The sequence below is a fragment of the Pseudomonas sp. FA117 genome, assembly GCF_057370475.1.
Map to the genome: position 1 here is coordinate 719,302 of NZ_CM170675.1, position 20,082 is coordinate 739,383.

Here is a 20,082-nt window from a genome sequence, read left to right on the forward strand (position 1 = left end):
CGACATCCCACTACATACCCGGACACTGGCAAGGGCACCCCCTGACTAGAATGCCCGGTCTTGAATGAGACCGATTCTCTGTCACGCACCCGCTGTTGCCAGGAGCTCCCCGATGCCCTCCATTCTCCTCTCCGCGCGGCGCCTGCTGGCGCTGTTCATGCTGCTGACCGCAGGTCTGGGCTTCACCCAAGCCGCCAGCGCCACCCAGGTCACCGACGTGCTCGGGCGCAAGGTCCAGATCGATCACGCACCCCAGCGCATCGTCCTGGGCGAGGGCCGATTGTTCTTCGCCCTGGCCTTGCTGGACCGCGACAACCCGTTCCAGCGCGTGGTCGGTTGGCAGAACGACATGCGCCTGCTCGACCCGCACACCTACGAGGTCTACGCCAAGCGTTATCCACAGGTGGCCAGGCTGCCGCTGATCGGCCAGGCCTCGGAGCAGAGCGTCAGCGCCGAGCAGATCCTGGCACTGAAGCCGGACCTGGCAATCTTCAGCATCGCCGGCGAAGGCCCGACCCAGCACAGCCCGGTCGCCGACCTGCTGGAGCAGGCGGGCATCCCGGTGCTGTTCATCGACTTCCGCGTGCACCCGATCAAGAACACCCGCGTCAGCCTGCAAGCCTTGGGCACCCTGCTCGGTCGTGAGCAGCAGGCACAGGAATACCTGAACTTCTACGATGCCCACCTCAAGCATGTCGCCGACCAGGTGGCCGGGCTCAAGGACAGCGAGCGGCCGAAGGTCTTCCTCGAACTGCTGGCAGGGGTCTGGCAGGCACCGGGGCACACCACCGGCAAGAGTGGCCTGGGCAGTGTGGTCGAGGCGGTGGGTGGGCATAACATCGCCGCCGACGTGGTGCCTGGCGCACTGGGTGACGTCAGCGTCGAATATGTGCTCAAGGCCGACCCGGATGTCTATATCGCCACCGGCAACCGTGCCCCCGGCGTGCTGCTCGGTGCCGGCGTAAGTGCCGACACCGCCCGCCAGAGCCTGGCGAAGATCACCGCGCGTCCCGAGTTCGCACCGCTGCGCCCGATCCGTGACGGCCAGGCCCATGGCCTGTGGCATGACTTCTACAACTCGCCGTTCAACATCCTCGCCATCGAAGCCATGGCGCGCTGGGTTCATCCCGAGCGTTTCAACGACCTCGACCCGCAGGCGACCATGGCCGAGATCAACCGCATGCTCAACGTCGGCCTGGACGGCCACTACTGGATCGACGCCAAGTGACGGCCCAGGCGTTGGACGGTGCGGCGCTGGCAGCCTGGCGCTACCGGCGCCTGCTGTGGCGGCGTGCCGGGCTGGTCGCCGGGCTCGCCGCACTGCTGGCGCTGGCGGTGCTTGGCGACCTGGCCAGCGGTGCCTCGGGCATGGGGCTCGGGCAACTGCTGCACGGCGTGTTCGACCCGAACGCGCTGAGTGCCACCGAACGGGTGATCATCTGGAATGTGCGCCTGCCCTATGCGTTGATGGCGGTGCTGGTCGGCGGCGCGTTGGCGCTGGCCGGGGCCGAGATGCAGGCGATCCTCGACAACCCGCTGGCCAGCCCCTTCACCCTTGGCGTGTCGTCGGCTGCCGCACTGGGGGCTTCGCTGGCCATCGCCTATCCATTGTCGGTGGCCTGGCTGACGCCGAGCGCACAGGTGACGGTGATGGCGTTCGTCTTCGCCTGCCTGTCGGTACTGTTGCTGCAGGCCATGTCGCGGCTGCGCGGCGCCGGGGTGGAGAGCCTGGTGCTGTTCGGCATCGCCCTGGTGTTCAGCTGCAACGCGCTGGTGTCGCTGCTGCAACTGCTGGCCACCGAGGATGTGCTGCAGCAACTGGTGTTCTGGACGCTCGGCAGCCTGGCGCGGGCCAACTGGCAGAAGCTGGGCATCCTGGCTGCAGTGCTGGCGCTGGTGCTGCCGTTCTCGCTGCGCGCCGCCCCGGCCATGACCCTGCTGCGCATGGGCGAGGACCGCGCGCGCAGTTTCGGTGTCGATACCCGGCGCCTGCGCGTGGCCTCGCTGTTGCGCATCAGCCTGCTCTCGGCCACGGCAGTGGCCTTTGTCGGCACCATCGGTTTCATCGGCCTGGTCGGTCCGCACATCGCGCGCCTGCTGGTGGGCGAGGACCAGCGCTTCCTGCTGCCGGCCAGCGCGCTGGTCGGGGCGCTGCTGCTGTCGCTGTCGTCGATCGCCAGCAAGCTGATCCTGCCGGGAGTGATCGTGCCGGTGGGGATCGTCACCGCCCTGGTGGGGGTTCCGGTATTCGTGGTGCTGGTGTTCCGGCGGGGGAGAAGGTTGTGAGCCTGCGTATCGACGGAGTGTCGGTGGCCTATGGCAACCGACGGATCATCGAGCGACTGAGCCTGCCGGAGCTGCCGGCCGGCAGCCTGGTGGCCCTGGTCGGGCCCAATGGTGCGGGCAAGTCCACCTTGCTCCGGGCGCTGGCCGGGCTGGAGCGGATGCAGGGCGCAGTGCACCTGGACGGCGAGAACGTCACCCGCCTGCACTTCGCCGAGCGTGCCCGGCGCCTGGCCTACATGCCGCAGCAACTGCCGCCGGGGCTGGCGCTCGGGGTACTGGAAAGCATCGTCGCCGCCTTGCGCGTGGGCGGTGCCGACGACCTGCTGGCGACGGCCTTCGATGCCTTGCGCCAGCTGGGTATCGAGCACCTGGCCGAGCAGGGTCTGGACAGCCTGTCCGGCGGCCAGCGTCAACTGGTGGCCCTGGCCCAGTTGCTGGCGCGCAATCCGCAGGTACTGCTGCTCGACGAGCCGACCAGCGCCCTGGACCTGCACTACCAACTGCGGGTGATGGATGCGGTGCGCGAGCGGGTGGTTCGCCACCATCTGCTGGCGGTGGCGGTGCTGCACGACATCAACCTCGCGGCCAGCCATGCCGATTGCCTGGTGATGCTGGAGAAGGGCAGGGTGGTAGCCTGCGGTACGCCGGCCGAAGTGCTCGAGCCGGGCCTGCTGGCGCAGGTGTATGGCGTCGAGGCGCGGGTGGAGCAGTGCTCGCGCGGGCGCCTGCAGGTGCTGGTAGACCGGGCACTACCCTGACCGTTGCCTAGGGTCTGTGTGAAAAGCCTTGATACTCGTCCATGCTGCGTTGAAAACAGCCTCGGAATGCTCATTTACAACCCGTAAACTCCGCTTCCTCGGCTGTTTTCGCCTTGCCTGACCTTCGTCTCAAGACTTTTCACACAGCCCCTACCTGTCCGGCAGCAGGCGGTCGCGGCTGTTGGACAGGTGCAGGCAGATCGCTGCCCGCGCCGCGTCCGGGTCCTGTCGGCGGATGGCATTGAGGATCGCCTCGTGCTCCAGGTTGGCCAGGTAGGCGTGCCCGGCCAGGTTGGGCCCGGCGCGCTCGGCCTGGGCCATGCGCTTGCGCGGGATCAGGCCGTCGCCCAGTTGCGCCATCATTTCGCTGAAGTACAGGTTGCCGGTGGCCTCGGCGATCAGCAGGTGGAAGCGCCGGTCGGCTTCGATGCAGCTGTCACCGGCGGCGGCCAGGTCCTGGTAGTCGTCCAGGGCCTGGCGCATCTGCGCCAGTTGCCGCTCGTTGCGGCGCAGCGCGGCCAGCGCAGCGGCCTGGCCCTCGAGACCGATACGCAGTTCCAGCAGGTCGCGCACACTGGCGGCGCTCTCGGCGCCCACGCGCAGGCCGGAGCGGGCCTGGCGCTCGATGACGAAAGTACCGATCCCGTGACGGGCCTGGACCAGGCCTGCAGCCTGCAGCTTGGACAGCGCTTCGCGCACCACCGTGCGGCTGACCCCGTACTCGCGTACCAGGGTGTTCTCTGAGGGGAGCTTGTCGCCGGGCTTGAAGGTGCCCAGCAGCAATTGCCGGGTGAGGCTCGAGACCAGGTCGTGGGCGCGGCTGTGAGGGCGGGGCATGAGGGCGCTCGGGAGGACAGGTTGGGGTTGCAGGCCACATCGCGGAGCCCGCTCCCGGCACCCTGCTCGATTGCAGGAGCAATCCCTGTGGGAACGGGCTCGTCCCGCGATGAGGCCCGAATGATCACCCTCAGATTTCTTGTCAGACAAGTTGCCTGCAAAGATTTTTTTCATCCTGAAATTCGCTCCTGCATTACACGGCTTAAACCACCGAATAAAAGATTTTCAACGATTTTTAGCCAGATAACTGCTTGTATTTTGTCTTTTACCCTCAATTTGCAACTTGTCGTACAACATCGCCAGGAATATGCTCTTTCCCATCTGGATGTCAGACAACTGCCCGTCGGCCACCAGCACCCTCAATAAAAACAATGAGTGGGAGACTCCCTGTGAACCACACCCTCGATCCGTCTGCCACACACGGCGGCGATGCACTGGCCAGTGCCGTCGCCAAGGTCAAACGTCATGTGCTGCCGCTGTTCGTCATCATGTTCGTGGTCAACTACCTCGACCGCGTCAACATCGGTTTCGTCCGCCCCCACCTGGAGAGCGACCTGGGCATCAGCGCCGCCGCCTACGGTTTCGGTGCGGGCCTGTTCTTCATCGGTTACGCGCTGTTCGAGGTGCCGTCGAACATGCTGCTGCAGCGGGTCGGTGCGCGCCTGTGGCTGACCCGCATCATGTTCACCTGGGGTCTGGTCGCCACGGCCATGGCCTTCGTCCAGACCGAGACCCAGTTCTACGTGCTGCGCTTTCTGCTCGGGGTCGCCGAAGCCGGCTTCTTCCCCGGGGTGATCTACTACTTCACCCGCTGGCTGCCGGGGGCCGAGCGCGGCAAGGCGATCGCCATCTTCCTCAGCGGCTCGGCCCTGGCCTCGCTGATCTCCGGTCCGCTGGCCGGGGCGCTGATGCAGATCCAGGGCCTGGGCCTGCACGGCTGGCAATGGATGCTGTTCATCGAAGGCATGGCCTCGGTGATCCTGTGTTTCTTCGTGTTCTTCTGGCTCGACTCCCGCCCGCAGGATGCCAAGTGGCTGAGCCAGGCCGAACAGCACGCGCTGGTCGAGGCCATCGACCGCGAACAGCGCGAGCGCGACGCCGGCGGAGTGATCAAGACCTCGGCCTGGCGCCTGCTCAAGGATCGCCAGATCGTGCTGTTCTGCGTCATCTACTTCTGCATCCAGCTGACCATCTACGCGGCCACCTTCTGGCTGCCGAGCATCATCAAACGCATGGGTGACCTCAGCGACCTGCAGGTCGGCTTCTTCAACTCGATCCCCTGGTTGATCTCGATCCTGGCGATGTATGCCTTCGCCGCCGGGGCGGCGCGCTGGAAATTCCAGCAGGCCTGGGTTGCTGCAGCCCTGGTGGTGGCGGCCATCGGCATGTTCATGTCGACCACTGGCGGGCCAGTGTTCGCCTTCGTCGCGGTGTGCTTCGCCGCCATCGGCTTCAAGGCGGCTTCGTCGCTGTTCTGGCCGATCCCGCAGGGGTACCTCGATGCGCGCATCGCCGCTGCGGTCATCGCGCTGATCAACTCGGTGGGCAACCTCGGCGGCTTCGTCGCCCCCACCACCTTCGGCCTGCTCGAACAGCAGACCGGATCGATCCAGGGCGGCCTGTACGGGCTGGCGGTGACGTCGGTGCTGGCAGCGATCGCCGTGTTCTTCGTGCGCACCCGCGCAAAGGGCGCCCCTTCCTCTGACCTCAAGGCGCCATCGGCCCTGGGTCAATCCCATTGAACGCCTGCCAGACAAGGACAACGACCATGCAGACGACGCCTCATTCCTCGACCCCGGTGGTCACCGACCTGCGCGTGATCCCGGTGGCCGGCCACGACAGCATGCTGCTCAACCTCAGCGGCGCCCATGGCCCGTTCTTCACCCGCAACATCGTGGTGGTGCGTGACAGCGCCGGCAACACCGGCCTGGGCGAGGTGCCCGGCGGCGAGAAGATCCGCCAGACCCTCGAGGACAGCCGCAGCCTGGTGCTCGGCCAGCCGATCGGTCATTACCAGCGCGTGCTCAATGCCATGCGCCAGACTTTCGCCAACCGCGATGCCGGCGGGCGCGGGCTGCAGACCTTCGACCTGCGCATCACCGTGCACGCGGTGACGGCCATCGAGTCGGCGCTGCTCGACCTGCTCGGCCAGCACCTGGACGTACCGATGGCGGCGCTGCTGGGCGAAGGGCAGCAGCGCGAGTCGGTGAAGATGCTCGGCTACCTGTTCTACATTGGCGACCGCGGCCGCACCGACCTTGCCTACCGCAACGAGGCCGACGCCGACGACGACTGGCTGCGTCTGCGCCACGAACAGGCGCTGACTCCCGAGGCGGTGGTACGCCTGGCCGAAGCCGCCAAGGCCCGTTATGGCTTCAACGACTTCAAGCTCAAGGGTGGCGTGCTGCGTGGCGAGGAGGAGATGGAGGCGGTCACCGCGCTGGCCGAGCGCTTCCCCGAGGCGCGCATCACCCTTGACCCCAATGGCGCCTGGTCGTTGCAGCAAGCCATTGCCCTGTGCCGCGACAAGCACGATGTGCTGGCCTACGCCGAAGACCCCTGCGGCGCCGAGAACGGTTATTCTGGCCGCGAGGTGATGGCCGAGTTCCGCCGCGCCACCGGCCTGCCCACCGCCACCAACATGATCGCCACCGACTGGCGGCAGATGGGCCATGCGATCCAGTCCCAGGCCGTGGACATCCCGCTGGCCGACCCGCATTTCTGGACCTTGCAGGGTTCGGTACGGGTCGCGCAGATGTGTCATGACTGGGGCCTGACCTGGGGTTCGCACTCGAACAACCACTTCGACATTTCCCTGGCCATGTTCACCCAGGCGGCGGCTGCGGCGCCAGGTGAGATCACTGCCATCGACACCCACTGGATCTGGCAGGACGGCCAGCGCCTGACGCGTGAGCCGCTGCGTATCGTCGATGGCCATGTGCGGGTGCCGGCACGGCCGGGGCTCGGGGTCGAACTGGATGAAGACCAGTTGCTGAAGGCCCATGAGTGCTACCGCAACATGGGGCTGGGCGCGCGCGATGACAGCGTGGCGATGCAGTTCCTGGTGCCGGGCTGGACCTTCGACAACAAGCGGCCGTGCCTGGTGCGTTGAGGCCGGTGGCGTCTATACGACATCACCAGGCCTGACAGCGTGGGTAACGCCTTTACGCAGGCGTTACCCACGCTCGAACAGCACCACTGAGGCGCGCAGCTTGTGTCCACCGCCAACCTGATCGGCGACGGGCTGTACGGGGTGGACCTCAAGCAGGTCGGTGAGAGGCTGGTGGTCAGCGAGGTCAACGACAATCCAGGGTCTGCGTGAAAAGCCTTGAGACGAAGGTCAGACAAGGCGAAAACAGCCTGCACACGCCCTGGCCTCGGCGCTGGACCCGGACCAACAGGCTCGGCAGCGCACCGACATGCCTTCCCATGACCCGGTGTCGTGATCGAACACCTTCACGGCGCTCCGGAACAATTTACCCTGCACCTGCGCTGCTTGAATGAAGCGCACCTCGACGCCGCCGCTCGCCCAACCCGTGAACAATCTCAACAAAATCACTTGAGCCGCGTGCAACTCATTGTCCAGAAAGGAGATAGTTTTCGCCTACGCCTGCCCGTCCTTCCTTGTGTCAGCAAAAAGAGAACAAGATCAATGAACACCGTGGGAACTGATGGCAACCTTGCTCAAGGTTTCAAGCCACGTCATGTAACGATGCTGTCCATCGCGGGCATCATCGGCGCAGGACTTTTCGTCGGCTCCGGACACGCCATCGCGGCTGCCGGACCCGCCACCATCCTCTCCTATTTCGTTGCCGGCACGCTGGTCGTGCTGGTCATGCGCATGCTCGGCGAAATGGCCGTCGCCCACCCCGACACCGGGTCGTTCTCCACCTACGCCGACCAGGCCATCGGTCGCTGGGCCGGCTATACCATCGGCTGGCTGTACTGGTGGTTCTGGGTGCTGGTCATCCCCATCGAAGCACTGGCCGCAGGCCATGTGCTCAACGCCTGGTTCCCGCAGGTCGACAGCTGGATCTTCGCCCTTGCTTCGGTATTGCTGCTGGCCTGTACCAACCTGTTCAGCGTGGCCAAGTACGGTGAGTTCGAGTTCTGGTTCGCGATCTTGAAAGTCACCGCGATCCTGGGATTCATCGGCCTGGGTTTCGCCGCGCTGATGGGCTGGCTGCCCAACCGCGAAGTCAGCGGCCTGAGCACGCTGGTGTCCGAGCACGGCGGCTTCGCGCCCAAGGGCTGGTCGGCGGTGATCGGCGCCTTCATCACCGTGATGTTCAGCTTCATCGGCACGGAAGCAGTGACCATCGCCGCTTCCGAATCCAGCGACCCGGCGCGCAACATCGCCAAGGCCACGCGTTCGGTGATCTGGCGGATCAGCACCTTCTACATCCTGTCGATCTTCGTGATCATCTCGGTGGTGCCGTGGAACGATCCGCAGCTTGCGGTGGTGGGCTCCTACCAGCGTGCGCTGGAAATCATGAACATCCCCAACGCGTCGTTCATGGTCGACCTGGTGGTGTTGATCGCGGTGACCAGCTGCATGAACTCGTCGATCTACATCGCCTCGCGCATGATGTTCTCGCTGGCCAGGCGCGGTGACGCCCCGGCCATGCTCAAGCGCACCTCGAAGGTCGGTGTGCCGCGCGCGGCAGTGTTCGGCAGCACGCTGATCGGCGCGGCCATCGCCATCCTCAACTACTTCGCGCCCAAGGGCGTGTTCGAGTTCCTGCTCGCCAGCTCTGGCGCCATCGCCCTGCTGGTGTACCTGGTGATCGCCATCTCGCAACTGCGCATGCGCCGGCGCCTGGAGCGCGAAAGCACGGAGCTGAAGTTCCGCATGTGGCTGTTCCCCTGGCTGACCTGGGGGGTGATCGTCTTCATCGGCTGCGCGCTGGCGGTGATGATGTACACCGAGGAGCACCGCGCGGAGGTCAGTGCCACGCTGAGCCTGGCGATCCTCATCTCGTTCCTCGGCATCGTCACCACGCGCGGGCATGGGCGCAAGGTGGCGGTGCGCTCGATGGGTCAGGCCGGGCGGATGTAACGGGTCATGACGAGGGGCGCATGGACTAGGTCCCCCTCTGTCGCATACCACAGCAACCTCGGAGCGGTCCGACATCTTCAGGGCGCTACTCTGGATAGGCTTCCTGGCTTGGAGCCATGCCAGGAGCCCTTCGATGAAAGACCACCCGCAACATGACAACGCAACCGCTGCCGCGCCCGCCGCAGATGAGCGCTTCGACGAGGTCGTGACCCTCATCCACTCGGCGCGGCAACGCTGCATGCAGGCCGTCAACACCCAGCTCATCGAGCTGTATTGGCAGGTCGGCGCCTACATCAGCCGCAAGATCGAGAATGCCGAGTGGGGCGATGCCGTGGTCAGCCAGTTGGCCGCACACCTTGCGCGCACCCAGCCGGGGTTACGGGGGTTCACGCGACGCAACCTCTTTCGCATGCGGCAGTTCTACGAGACCTATCGCCACGAGGAGAAAGTGTCAGCACTGCTGACACAATTGCCCTGGACCCAGAATCTGACGATTCTCAGCCAAAGCAAGCTGCCTGAAGAGCGCGAGTTCTACTTGCGCATGGCGATTCATGAGAAATGGTCGAGTCGCGAACTGGAGCGCCAGATGAAGAACGCTCTGTTCGAACGCAGTGTCACCGACCCGCTCAAGGCCTCGGCCTCCCTGAGCCAGGCCCACCCGCAAGCCCTCTCGGTGTTTCGTGACACCTACATGCTGGACTTCCTCGACCTTCCCCCGGCCCATGCCGAAGCCGATTTGCATAAAGGCCTGGTGCAGCGCTTGAAGGACTTTCTCGTGGAGCTTGGCCGCGACTTCTGCTTCGTCGGCTCGGAGTATCCACTGCAAGTTGGCGGGCGTGACTTCGCCGTGGACCTGGTGCTGTTCCATCGCGGGCTCAACTGCCTTGTGGCAGTGGAATTGAAGGTCGGCCGCTTCGAGCCCGAGTACATGGGCAAGCTGGATTTCTATCTCGAGGCGCTGGACCGCAACGAACGCAAGAACCATGAAAATCCCGCCATCGGCGTGCTGCTGTGCGCCAGCAAGCATGACGAGGTGGTCGAGTACGCGCTCAACCGCAGCCTGTCACCGGCCCTCGTCGCCGAGTACCAGACCTGCCTGCCGGACAAGGCGCTGCTGCAGGCCAAGCTGCAAGAGTTCTACGCCCTCGACGCCCGCTGAAGACCGAAACCGGATCGCCTCGTTGCAGCAGCGGCGGTTCGCCGCTGCGACTTGCCCGCAACGAGGCCGGTCAGGCCACCCTGAACGCTCAGCTACGACACGCCAGCAGCGCCAGCAAATGCTCGGCAAAAATCTCCGGCCTGCCCTCGAACAACCGCTGCAACGGCTTCCCGCTCCCCAGGTGCGCATACAGCGCCCCACGCTGCGCCGGCTCGCTCACCATGCGCAGCGCCGCCTCTATGTACTGCTCGACCGTCGTGGCAATGGTCCATGCCGGTAACCCCGCCCGCCTGAACAAGCCCTCGTCGATATGCTCGAACACCTCCGGCCCGGTCTTGCACACGCCCGGCAAGCCCAGGGTGAAGGCGTCGATGATGCCGTTGGTGTTGCCGAATGGAAACGGGCTGAGGAACAGGTCGCAACGGTCGAAGGTGTCCAGGTACTGCGCATAGGGCTGGTGCGGATGCACCACCGCGTCGGGCACATAACGACGGATCAGGCGCTGCAGTTGCGGATACAACAACCCCTGCGCCTGGCCGATCAGAAAGTGCAGGCGCACGCGCCGGCCGTGACGTTCCTGGCTGCGCTCGACGATCTGCTGGCAGGCCTGGAGAAACCTCGGGTTGAGCTTCATGGTAGTGGCCGCCACGGCAATTGCCACCTCCTGGCTGTCGATCCGTTCACGGGCGCCGAGCCTGACCTCGATCGCCGAGGGCCGGTACGGCTGGCCGTCGCTGGGCAACAGCAGCAGGCGTTCGCTGAAGCACGCCGGATCGCCGACGAAATCCTCCTCGACGCTGATGTAGTCCACATGCCGTGAGCCGGTGGTCGCCGGGTGCCCGAGCGCCGCCACTTGCAACGGTGCCAGGCGCAGGTTGGCGACGAACAGGGTGAGCGGGAACATGCCGACACTGGGCATGTACAGCACCTGCGGGCGTACCTCCTCGGCGAGGGCACGCACCTGGCGCACGCAGGCGAGCAGGTCGTCCGGAGCCTTGAGCTCGATGAAGCGGTCGAACACCCTGCGACCCAATTCATCGACATTGCTGGCATAGCCGACCGCCCACAGCTCGAAATGCTGACGGGCGGCTTCCAGAGTGCGCGAGTGGGTGCGGTAGATCGAATGAGCCCCGGAGAACCACTCCAGCACCACCAGCATGCGCGGCCTGCCCTTGCGCGTGCTGGCCGGCGCAGGCAGCGAGGCGATGCCTTCTGCGGCCAGCTTGCGCTCGATCAGGCGGCAGATCGAACGCTTGATGCGGTGGCGCTGCGGCAGGTCGGCGTAGCTGCAGTGCATGTAGGCATCGTGGATGATCGCCATCGGCAACTCATCGAGGCTGTCGAGGCTGTCCAGCCGTTCGGGCAGCCAGGCCAGCAGCGCCTCGCGCTTGGAGTGCGCCGCCGGGGTGCCGAGAAAGCGTGGCGACAGCAGGGCCATGAACAGTGCCATCGCCAGTTGCGGGTTCTGTGTCCACAGCAGTTCCACATCCAGCGGCAACTGCGACTCCGGTGAGTAGAGGATGCAGAATTTCACCAACTGCTCCGGCGCTACCTCGAAGCGCGGGCTGTCCTGGCCATGCAGGTTGAGGGTGCGCAGGATGTGATCGGCGTTGATGAAGGCGCTGGCGGCGAACAGCGCCGACAGCCAGCGCTGGAAGTTGATCAGCTGGTCGAAGCCCCCGGGGCTGATCTGGAACTGCGGGTCGCTGAACAGCGCGCTGATCGCGCAGGTCAGGCGCGTCAGCACGTGACTCTCCAGCTCGTCCTCCGGCACCGCAGGCGATACCGACAGCCTGAACTCCCCGGACAGCTTGCCGTAGTGGCGGTCGATGATCAGCAGCAGGCGCACCAGTTCACGCGCCGCCGCTTCGTGCTGGCGCGTGTAGCAGAGTTGTTCGAAGTGCTCCAGGGCGAACGGGGGCTGGTTCATGGCGGGCCTCAGTCTTGCGCGAGCGTGTCGCCGAGCAGGGCCAGGTCCAGGTGGATCTGGTCGAGCTGCGGCTGCAACGGCGTTTGCCGGTAGTCAGGGTAGAGCACCTGGCTCCAGTTGGCGTTGGCCATCTGTTTTTGCTGGTAGCCACGTACATCGGCGCTGCTACGCTCGAGCAGCGTGGCGTTGACCAGCCCGCCCAGGCGCTGCACCACCGCGCCGCCGTTGGCCGTGAGCCTGGTGCTGTCGCTACCGTGGACGATGTATGCGCCGCTGTCGCTGTCGGCATCGATCAGCAGCACACCGTCGTCGACCTGCAGCAGGTTGCTGCCGCTGGCGAAGTTCAGCGCCGTGCCGCTGTCGCTGCGGGCGGTGACGGTCAGGTTGCCGTGGCCCGTGGCGATCAGGCTGTTCGCGCCGCTGCCCGAGCCGTTGAAGGTGATGCCGGTGGCGCCGTTGTTGCCGATGCCGCTCAGGCTGATATCGCCACCTGCCGACTGGATCACCACGCCGTTGGGGCCGGTGCGCAGGAACACGCCGTTGCCATTGGCGCCGCCGTCGCTGCGTCCATTGAGGCTGAGGTTGCCGCCTTGCGTGGAGAGGGTCACCGAGCTGCTGGCGGTCGAGGGGAAGAAGTGGATGCCGTTGGCCTGCTGCGAATAGCCCTGCAGGCTGATCGAGCCGCTGCCGGTGGCGCGCAGGTCGGTCCGTCCGGTGAGCATGCTGATGCCATGGGCGGCGACCGCGCTGCCGTCGAGGCTGAGGGTGCCGTTCTCGACGCTCAGGCGGTTGATGCCGCTGCTGTAGAAGTCGATGGCATCGCCTGCGGCGGTGGCGCGGCCGATCAGGCTGACGTTGCCGGAGCCGGTGGTCTGGATGATGTTGGTGACGCTGAGCAGGGCGATACCGTGGTCCAGCTCATCGCTGTTGGGCGAGTGGAAATGGCCGTCGAGCAGGATGTTGCCACCGTTGGAGCTGATGCGGTTGGTCGAGGCGGTACCACTGCCGCCCAGGGCGATGGCGTCGGAGGTGCCGACCGAGTCGCCGCGCAGGGTGATGTTGCCGGTCCCGGTGGTGATGGCCACGCCGCGCGAGCTGCCGGTGGAGTTGAGGAAGATGCCGTAGCCGCCCCAGCTGTTGCTGCTGGTGCCGCTGATCAGCACATCGCCGCTGTCGCTGCCCAGGTCGATGGCGGCGCCACGGCCGGACGGGGCGATGTCCACGCCACGCCCCGAGGCGCTGGTGCCTTCCAGCACCAGGTTACCGCTGGCGCTGTTGACGCGGATGTTCGAGTAGTCGCCGCTGGCATCCAGGTAGAGCGCGCGGAACGAACCGGAGCCGGTGTTGATGACCGCGTTGTCGGCCTTGAGCCGCACATTGCCGGCGCTGCTGGCGATGTTGATGCGCGAGCCCGGCGTGTTGGCGTTGCCGTTGCCCGCCGCGATCAGCGCCAGCGCCGGAGTGCTGCCACCGCTGGTGTTGCCTTCGACGCTGATGTCGCCGGCGCTGGTCAGGTTGATCGAGGCGCTGGCGCCGGTGACGTTGAGCGCGGTGCCATAACTGCCCCCGCTGTCGCCACCGAGCACGATGCGCCCGCCGTTGTCGCCGCGCAGATTCACCGCACCGCTGCCGGAGGCGGCCACGTACAGGCCGCGGTTGCTGGCGCTGCTGCCCTTGACCGTAAGCGTGCCGCTGCCTACCGAAAGATTCTGCGTCGAGCCTGCGGCCGTGGAGCACACCAGCACGCCGAAGCCTGAAACGGCATTGCCGCTGAGGGTGACATTGCCCGAACCGCGGGCAGCGATGTTGTTGCTGGTGCTGAACACCCGCGCGCCGTTGCCGCCGCCGAGGTTGTCGGCGCTGATGGCGATGGCGCCTGCGCCGTCGGTGAGCAGGTTGCTGCCGCCGGTGAGGATGAAGGCATCGCCCGTGCCGCTGGTGCTGGCCTGCAGGGCGATGATGTCGATATTGCCGCCACCGGCATCCAGGGTGCTGCCGGAGATGTTCACCGCCGTGGCGCTGGAGCCTGACCCGAGCGTGGCCGAGGTGGCGCCGCGAATGCTGATGTCGCCGCCATTGGTGGTGAGCTGCGTGCCGTTGCTGATGGCCACGCCGGTGCCGTTGCTGACGTTGGTGCTGGCATAGCCATTGACCGGGTCGGCCGCGCTGCCCAGGGTGAGCTTGCCGCCGTTGGTGTTGATGGTGGCGTTGTTCAGGGCGATGGAGCCGTTGCCGCTGTTGTTGAAGTTCGACAGCATCGAGACGTTCAGCGACTTGCCGTCGGCGTTGCTGATGCTGGTGCCATTCATGCTGACGTTGCGGTGGGCGATCAGCGTGAGGCTGGCGTTGCCCTGGGCCTTGACGTTGTCCAGCACGTTGATGTCGCCGGAGGTGCCTGCGCCGGAAGAGGTCTGCACGATGATGTTGGCACCTTCGCTGAGCGAAGCGTTGAGCGTCGCCGAGCTGAGGTTGGAGCTGCGCCCGGCGTTGGGGGTGAACGGGCTGCTGCTGGAGGTGCCATTGCTGGCACCGCTGGTGATGTTGATGTTGAACGGATCGAGCAGCCAGGTGCCGCCCTGGCCGGACGCTGCGGCGAGGTTGACCAGGCCGGTCACATCGAGGGCATTGCCGGAAGTCTCGACCAGACCGCCCTTGCCGGCGCCGGCCCCCGTGGCGCTGATCACCCCCTCGAAGCGGGTGCTGTCACGCGACCAGAGGATGACCTTGCCACCGTCTCCGTCGCCCAGTGCATTGGCGTCGATACGTGCATCCTGGCCCATGTAGGTCGCCGTAGCCTGGTGCAGTGGGCCGCTGCCCTGGTAGTCGCCGCCCAGCAGCACGCTGCCGCCGCCAGTGCTGCCGGAGGCATCGATGCGACCTTGCTCGAACAGACCGACGTATTCGCCGGTCAGGGTCACGTTGCCGCCATGCTCGCCTGCACCACGGCCCGAAGCATCGAGTACGCCGCTATTGGCGACCACGCCGCTGTCGCCACCGTCCAGGACGATGCGCCCGTTGCGCTGTTGCAGGCTGCGCGCCTCGATCACGCCTTCGTTGTTGACCACGCTGCCGACCATCGCATCGCTGGTGCGCGCGCTCATCAGCACCGTGCCGCCGTCGGCCTGCAGCAGGCCGCGGTTGGCGACGCTGGCGCCGACAGCAGCTTCATCGACCTGCAGGTTGATCAGGCCGTCGCCGTTGTAGTCGAGGGTGATCTTCTCGCCGCCACCGAGCACCACCGAACCCATCCGCGCGACCACGGCGCCTTCGTTGCGCACCTCGCTACCGAGCAGGGCGATGCTGCCACCGTCGGCGGCACGCAGCGTACCCTGGTTGATCACCGCGCCGCGCTGGCCGTCACCCTGGAAGCGCAGGCGACCGGCCTTGAAGTCCTCGTCGTTGATGTCCAGGGTGCTGGCGACCAGGCCGCCGACGTTGACCGACGCACCGTTGCCGAACAGCACGCCGCTGGGGTTGATCAGGTACACCTGGCCGTTGGCGTTGAGCTGGCCGAGGATCTGCGAGGCGTCGCTGGCGGTCACCCGGTTCAGCGCCACTGCCGAGGCGTTGGGCTGGTGGAAGTTGACCTGGGCGTCCTTGCCGATGTTGAAACGCTCCCAGGTGGCGATCATCTGCTGGCTGTTCTGGGTAACGTCCAGCACATTGCCGGCCTGGCTGATGCCGCCGCTGCCGGAGGTGATCTGGCCGTTCGTCGGCAGGGCACCGGCGTCCAGCGCCATGGCCTGCAGCGGCATCAGGCCGTGTACCGCGCACAGCACGGCCAGGGCCAGGGGTTTGAGGGTCGGCCGTTGGGGACGACGGGAAAGGGTGGCATGCATGGTCGTCTCCTCAGAACGAATAGTTGAAACCGGTGCCGATGGCGTTGATCGTGGTGCCCACGCCCGGCGAATGACCGCTGGCGGCAAAGGCGCCGACCACGGCGAAGTTGTAGTTGGCCAGCGACTCGTTCTGCAGCAGCACGTAGTGGGCGAAGATTTCGCTGTTGCGGCTCAGGCGATAGCCCACGCCCAGGGCGTACTGGCGCGCGCCCATGCCGCTGGTGTCGCACTGGTAGTTGGCAGCCGAGATCATCTGGCAGTCGCCGGCCAGGGCACGTGCGTAGCTGGCGCGCAGGCGCCAGGCGCCGAGGCGGTGGCTGACGCCGAGCATGTAGGCGCGGCGCTTGTAGTCGGACAGGTCGCTGACGTTGAGGCTGTTGTTCACCACGCCGTCCTCGGAGTAGTGCAGTTCGTCGGCCACCAGCGACAGCTGGGTGTCGCCGATCTTGTAGCCCAGGCCCAGGCGGTAGCTGTAGTCGTTGGACGAGGTGCCGTCGGTCACGTGGGTGTTGCTGCCGACCCCGCGCGAGTTGCGGCCAAGGCTTGCGATACCGAAGTAGTCGACGTGGCGCTCGGCGGCTGCCACGGCGGTGAAGCCACCGTTCTGGTAGGTCAGGCTGCCGCCATAGATGTAGCCGTTGTCGACGTCTTCTGCGGCGCGGGTGCCGTTGTTGGAGTAGGCGAGCTTGAGGGTCAGGCCGTTCCACTCCGGCGACCACCAGGCGACCACGCCCGACTGGCGCCGGTTGAATGCGGCATCGGAGCTTTCGCTGCTGTCGGCACGGCTGGCGGGACCGTTGACGTTGCTGGCCATGCTGACGTTGAAGCCGGGCGAGCCGATGATGTTGTAGTAGGCGCCAGCGGTCTTGCCGTTGAACGGATCGAGGCTGGTGGTGCTCTCCTTGAGCGGCATGTCCCAGACCCCGTAGAGCAGGGTGCCGTAGCGGTCGTCGTCGAAGGCCACGGCGGAGTTGCGCAGGCGGGTGTTGGGTGAGATCGACTTGGGCGCGGTTTCGTCGCCCGACAGCGTGTAGTTGACCGAGATGCCGTATTCGAGCTGCCAGAGGAAGCGCGAGGTGTCGTTGATCGGGATACCGGCATGGGCGCCAACGTAGGACACGTTGTCGCGGGCGCGCAGGTAGCTGTTCATGTTGCGGCCGTTGGGGGTGGCCAGTTTGCTCTGGTCGGCCGGTGCCTGGCGGGTCGAGTCGTGGCGGTTGACGTATTCGGGTACCAGGCCGAGCGAGCCGTAGAGGGTCAGCTCGGTGTTCTTGTCGCGGAAGTCCTCGCGGGTGCCGAGGTCCTTGGCCAGGCCGGCGAAGGCCTGCGGCGAGCCGCTGACCGACAGCCAGAAACGCCTGGCGTCGCGCTCGTCGCTGGTCGGGTCGTCGCCGTTGGAGAAGGCCAGGCTGGCGTTCATCACCAGGTCGCGGTGATAGATGTTCACGCCGACTCCGTAGCCATGGCGGCTGAGGGTGTTCTCGCTGTCGTCCCAGGGCTTCTTGTTCACTTTCACCCGGCCGGCGTCGGCGAACAGCGCACCCTCGGCGATGGCGCCGTTGATGTTGCCCAGGTACTTGCGCAGCTCGACGCGACCCAGCAGGCCTTCGTCACCGGCGGCTTCGCCCACGCCGTAGGCGCGCACGCCGTTGGGGCCGCCGAGGGTGAATTTCTCCGAGCTGTCGAGGTTCTTGTTGGCCCACTGGCCACTGATGGCGGCATACAGCGAGTAACCACCGCCGAGCGCCTGCAGGCGGCTGAACGACAGGGTGCCCTTGTGGTAGGTGCCGGCGGCCTCGGCGGTCAGGGCGTCGAGGGCTTCGTCGAGCGGGGTGCGCTTGTCCAGGTGGCCGATGCCGTAGCCGAGGCTCCAGCGGTTGCTGCCGGCCCAGCCGTCACGCCAGTCGCCGTACAGGGTCAGGCCGCGGAACACGGCGCTCTTGCGCACCTCGAAGGCGCCGGCGGCGTCGTCGAAGTAACGGTGTTCCTGGGCCAGGTTCAAGCCGATGTTGGCGTCGCGGCTGCGCAGCAGCGAGGCATCGGCGAACAGCGACGACACCTGGGCGCTGCCGCTGGCGTTGGCGGTCTTCAGGCCTTTGCCGATGCTGTAGTCCATCTCGGCGTAGCTGGCACCGACGCTGATGCCGCTGGCGCCCAGCGGCAGGCGCATGCCCACGCCCTTGATGTCCAGGCCCTCGAAGCTGGCCTGGTTGTTGAAATACAGGCTCTCGCCGAAGCCGAAGGCGTCGTTGAGGCTGACGTTGGTGCTCATCCGGTTGCTGCCGGTGTAGTAGTTGCCGTAGTTGTCGAAGCTGACCCTGCCGGTCCAGGCGGTCATCTCGCTGAGCTTGAGCACGATGTCGGCAGCGCCGGGCTGACGCGAGGGCTGCAGCACCGCGCGCACGGACACCCCGGCGATATCGGACAGGCGCAGCAGCACGCGCTCCATGTCCTGCTCGCGGATCACGCTGCCGCTGGGAAGGGCATCGACGAAGCGCTGCTGCATGCCGGCATTCAGGCGCACGCCCGGGCCTGGCTCGGTGCGCACCGTGCCGACCTTGCCTTCGCGCACGTCGAGGCTGACCACGCCGCCTTCGATTTCCTGCGGCGGCAGGTAGGCGCGGGCCACCAGGTAGCCGCGGCTGCGGTACAGCGCGGTGATGCGGTCGGCGGCGGCGCGCAGGCCGGCGAGGTCGAGCTCGCGGCCGATATCGCCCTGCAGTTCCTGTTGCAGGCGCGATTCGCTGATCTCGCGGTTGCCGCTGAGCTTGAAGGCCGAGACCTTGAAACTGAACGACGGGCCGGCAGGTGCAGTGCCCTGGGCCTGGCGTTGGTCGTCCTCGGCTTCGATGCGCACGCTGCCCTGGGGCTGCTGGCTGCGCTGCGCCGGGCGCAGGCTGTCGCGGTTGGTGTCGAACAGCGAGCCGGCGCTGGGCAGGGTTTCGCCCTGGGCCTGGCCGGCCAGCATGGCGGCGGTGAGTAAAGTCAGGGCGCGCGGGTGCAACGCCCGGCGCACGTGGGCGGGGAAGGTAGTCCGGGTCATGGCAGATTCTTTTGTTGTTTTTGTAGGAAGTGCGTCAGTGCTCAGCGGGTCTGCAGCAGGTTGCCGGCAACCTGTTTGGCAGCGAACAGGCGGGCGGCGTTATGTCCGACCTTGCCTACCTGGAACTGCGGGTGATGGATGGGCACGTTCCATTTCTGCGAGAGGAAAGCCTCGTAGCGCAGGTAGTTGAGCTGGCGCTCGACGCGGGTGTCGCCTTGCATGGCGGCGCCGCAGGCGCGGTCCATCACCCGGTCGTCGGGCTTGTTGTCGAGCTCGCCGACCATGTAGGTGATGTCGCGTGCGGCATAGCGTCGAAACACCTGGACGGCGTCCAGGCCCTGGCGGGTGAAGTACGCAGGAGCGCGTTCCAGGCCATAGCGGTACTGGTTGTAGCTGGGGCACATGACCGTGAGCACCGGCTTGAACGCGCCGTCCTGCAGGCGGTTGTCGTCCAGGTACAGGTACGACGAGGGGCTCGACACCACATAGTGCACCTGGATGCCGCTGGCGCGCAGGTGTTGGTCGCCGTCGCCGAGCAGGGTGTAGCGCTGCATCAGCTGGCCACCGGCGGAATGGCCGATGAACACGATTTCCTTGAGCGCGGGGAAGTGCTGGCGGTTGCCGAGGTAGGCGAGCAGGTCGTCGAGTACTGTGAAACCGGCGATACCGGCCCGGCCGCTCTGCGACTCGGTGCCATGCATCCACTTGTCCTTGGGCCACAGCGGCATGTCGTCGCCGGCGCGGCGGTCGCTGGGGGTGAGGAAGTTGGGGGCCAGCAGCAGGGTGTCGGCAGCGCTGAAACCGGCATTTTCCAGAAGTTTCTCGCCACTGTCGTAGTAGTCGTCGGCATTGCGCCGCACCCCGTGCAGCAGCACCACGGCGCGCTGTACGGGCAGGCTGGCACGCTGCAGGTCGTTGTTGGCAAAGGCGACGAAGTTGTAGGGCGCGCTGTCGCCCAGGCGCAGGGTCTGGGGTGCGGCGAGCGCAGGCAAGGCCAGCAGGCTGGCAATCAGGAGCAGCAGGAAGCGCAGGGCAGGGTACGGCATGTAACCACCTCGAATGAGTGCGGTGCCGGTCGGATCCGGGGGCAGTGTACAGGGATCGGCCGGTTTGATTGGAGTTATGGCGCCGATCCTAGCAGCGGATTTTCCCGAGATAAAATATCTTGAAT

The 20,082-nt window shown here is 66.1% G+C and carries 13 protein-coding genes and 1 pseudogene; 9 read left to right on the plus strand and 5 right to left on the minus strand.

The genetic code is table 11. The annotated features are described in order from the left end of the window. Nucleotides 1–112 precede the first annotated feature (112 nt). The 3 genes from AC1TXO_RS03450 to AC1TXO_RS03460 are packed head-to-tail and all read left to right on the plus strand — an operon-like array spanning nt 113 to nt 3,044. Nucleotides 113–1,228, plus strand: coding sequence for an ABC transporter substrate-binding protein (locus AC1TXO_RS03450; RefSeq protein WP_486405051.1), 1,116 nt, complete (start codon nt 113–115; stop codon nt 1,226–1,228). Continuing rightward, complete coding sequence (locus AC1TXO_RS03455; RefSeq protein ID WP_486405052.1) at nt 1,225–2,286, plus strand: FecCD family ABC transporter permease; 1,062 nt, start codon at nt 1,225–1,227, stop codon at nt 2,284–2,286. Before AC1TXO_RS03450 ends, AC1TXO_RS03455 begins: the two co-directional genes overlap by 4 nt. Next, a complete protein-coding gene (locus tag AC1TXO_RS03460; protein WP_486405053.1) occupies nt 2,283–3,044 on the plus strand; it encodes an ABC transporter ATP-binding protein in 762 nt (253 codons plus the stop codon). Before AC1TXO_RS03455 ends, AC1TXO_RS03460 begins: the two co-directional genes overlap by 4 nt. A gap of 150 nt (nt 3,045–3,194) precedes the next feature. Here the strand turns inward: AC1TXO_RS03460 and AC1TXO_RS03465 are convergent, their stop codons facing one another. Beyond that, complete coding sequence (locus tag AC1TXO_RS03465) at nt 3,195–3,881, minus strand: FadR/GntR family transcriptional regulator (protein WP_486405054.1); 687 nt, start codon at nt 3,879–3,881, stop codon at nt 3,195–3,197. Nucleotides 3,882–4,001: 120 nt separating this feature from the next. On the opposite strand from AC1TXO_RS03465, the gene AC1TXO_RS03470 reads away from it, so the two are divergent. The 6 genes and pseudogenes from AC1TXO_RS03470 to AC1TXO_RS03495 all read left to right on the plus strand — a co-directional run bounded on the left by AC1TXO_RS03470 (nt 4,002) and on the right by AC1TXO_RS03495 (nt 10,099). Next, entirely contained in the window at nt 4,002–4,247 is a 246-nt protein-coding gene (locus tag AC1TXO_RS03470; RefSeq protein WP_486405055.1) for a hypothetical protein, read from the plus strand. Between the two features lie 23 nt (nt 4,248–4,270). Further along, a complete protein-coding gene (locus AC1TXO_RS03475) occupies nt 4,271–5,623 on the plus strand; it encodes an MFS transporter (RefSeq protein WP_486405056.1) in 1,353 nt (450 codons plus the stop codon). A 26-nt stretch (nt 5,624–5,649) separates the two neighbouring features. After that, nucleotides 5,650–6,993 carry a glucarate dehydratase gene (gudD, locus tag AC1TXO_RS03480; protein WP_486405057.1) on the plus strand — a complete coding sequence of 448 codons (1,344 nt, stop codon included), beginning with the start codon at nt 5,650–5,652 and terminating at the stop codon, nt 6,991–6,993. 102 nt (nt 6,994–7,095) lie between these two features. Further along, nucleotides 7,096–7,191: pseudogene (locus AC1TXO_RS03485) on the plus strand (hypothetical protein); the annotation flags it as partial. 342 nt (nt 7,192–7,533) lie between these two features. Next, on the plus strand, nt 7,534–8,940 hold the full coding sequence (locus AC1TXO_RS03490; protein WP_486405058.1) for an amino acid permease: 1,407 nt from the start codon (nt 7,534–7,536) through the stop codon (nt 8,938–8,940). 133 nt (nt 8,941–9,073) lie between these two features. Continuing rightward, on the plus strand, nt 9,074–10,099 hold the full coding sequence (locus AC1TXO_RS03495) for a PDDEXK nuclease domain-containing protein (RefSeq protein WP_486405059.1): 1,026 nt from the start codon (nt 9,074–9,076) through the stop codon (nt 10,097–10,099). Between the two features lie 88 nt (nt 10,100–10,187). Here the strand turns inward: AC1TXO_RS03495 and AC1TXO_RS03500 are convergent, their stop codons facing one another. The 4 genes from AC1TXO_RS03500 to AC1TXO_RS03515 are packed head-to-tail and all read right to left on the minus strand — an operon-like array spanning nt 10,188 to nt 19,957. Continuing rightward, nucleotides 10,188–12,029: a peptide transporter gene (locus AC1TXO_RS03500; protein ID WP_486405060.1), complete on the minus strand. Its 1,842-nt coding sequence runs from the start codon at nt 12,027–12,029 to the stop codon at nt 10,188–10,190. Between the two features lie 8 nt (nt 12,030–12,037). Beyond that, nucleotides 12,038–15,868, minus strand: a complete 3,831-nt coding sequence (locus AC1TXO_RS03505) for a beta strand repeat-containing protein (RefSeq protein ID WP_486405061.1) — start codon at nt 15,866–15,868, stop codon at nt 12,038–12,040. Between the two features lie 10 nt (nt 15,869–15,878). Beyond that, a complete protein-coding gene (locus AC1TXO_RS03510; protein ID WP_486405062.1) occupies nt 15,879–18,911 on the minus strand; it encodes a porin in 3,033 nt (1,010 codons plus the stop codon). A 41-nt stretch (nt 18,912–18,952) separates the two neighbouring features. Next, nucleotides 18,953–19,957 (minus strand): hypothetical protein, encoded by a 1,005-nt coding sequence (locus tag AC1TXO_RS03515; protein ID WP_486405063.1) that lies wholly within the window; start codon nt 19,955–19,957, stop codon nt 18,953–18,955. Nucleotides 19,958–20,082 lie beyond the last annotated feature (125 nt).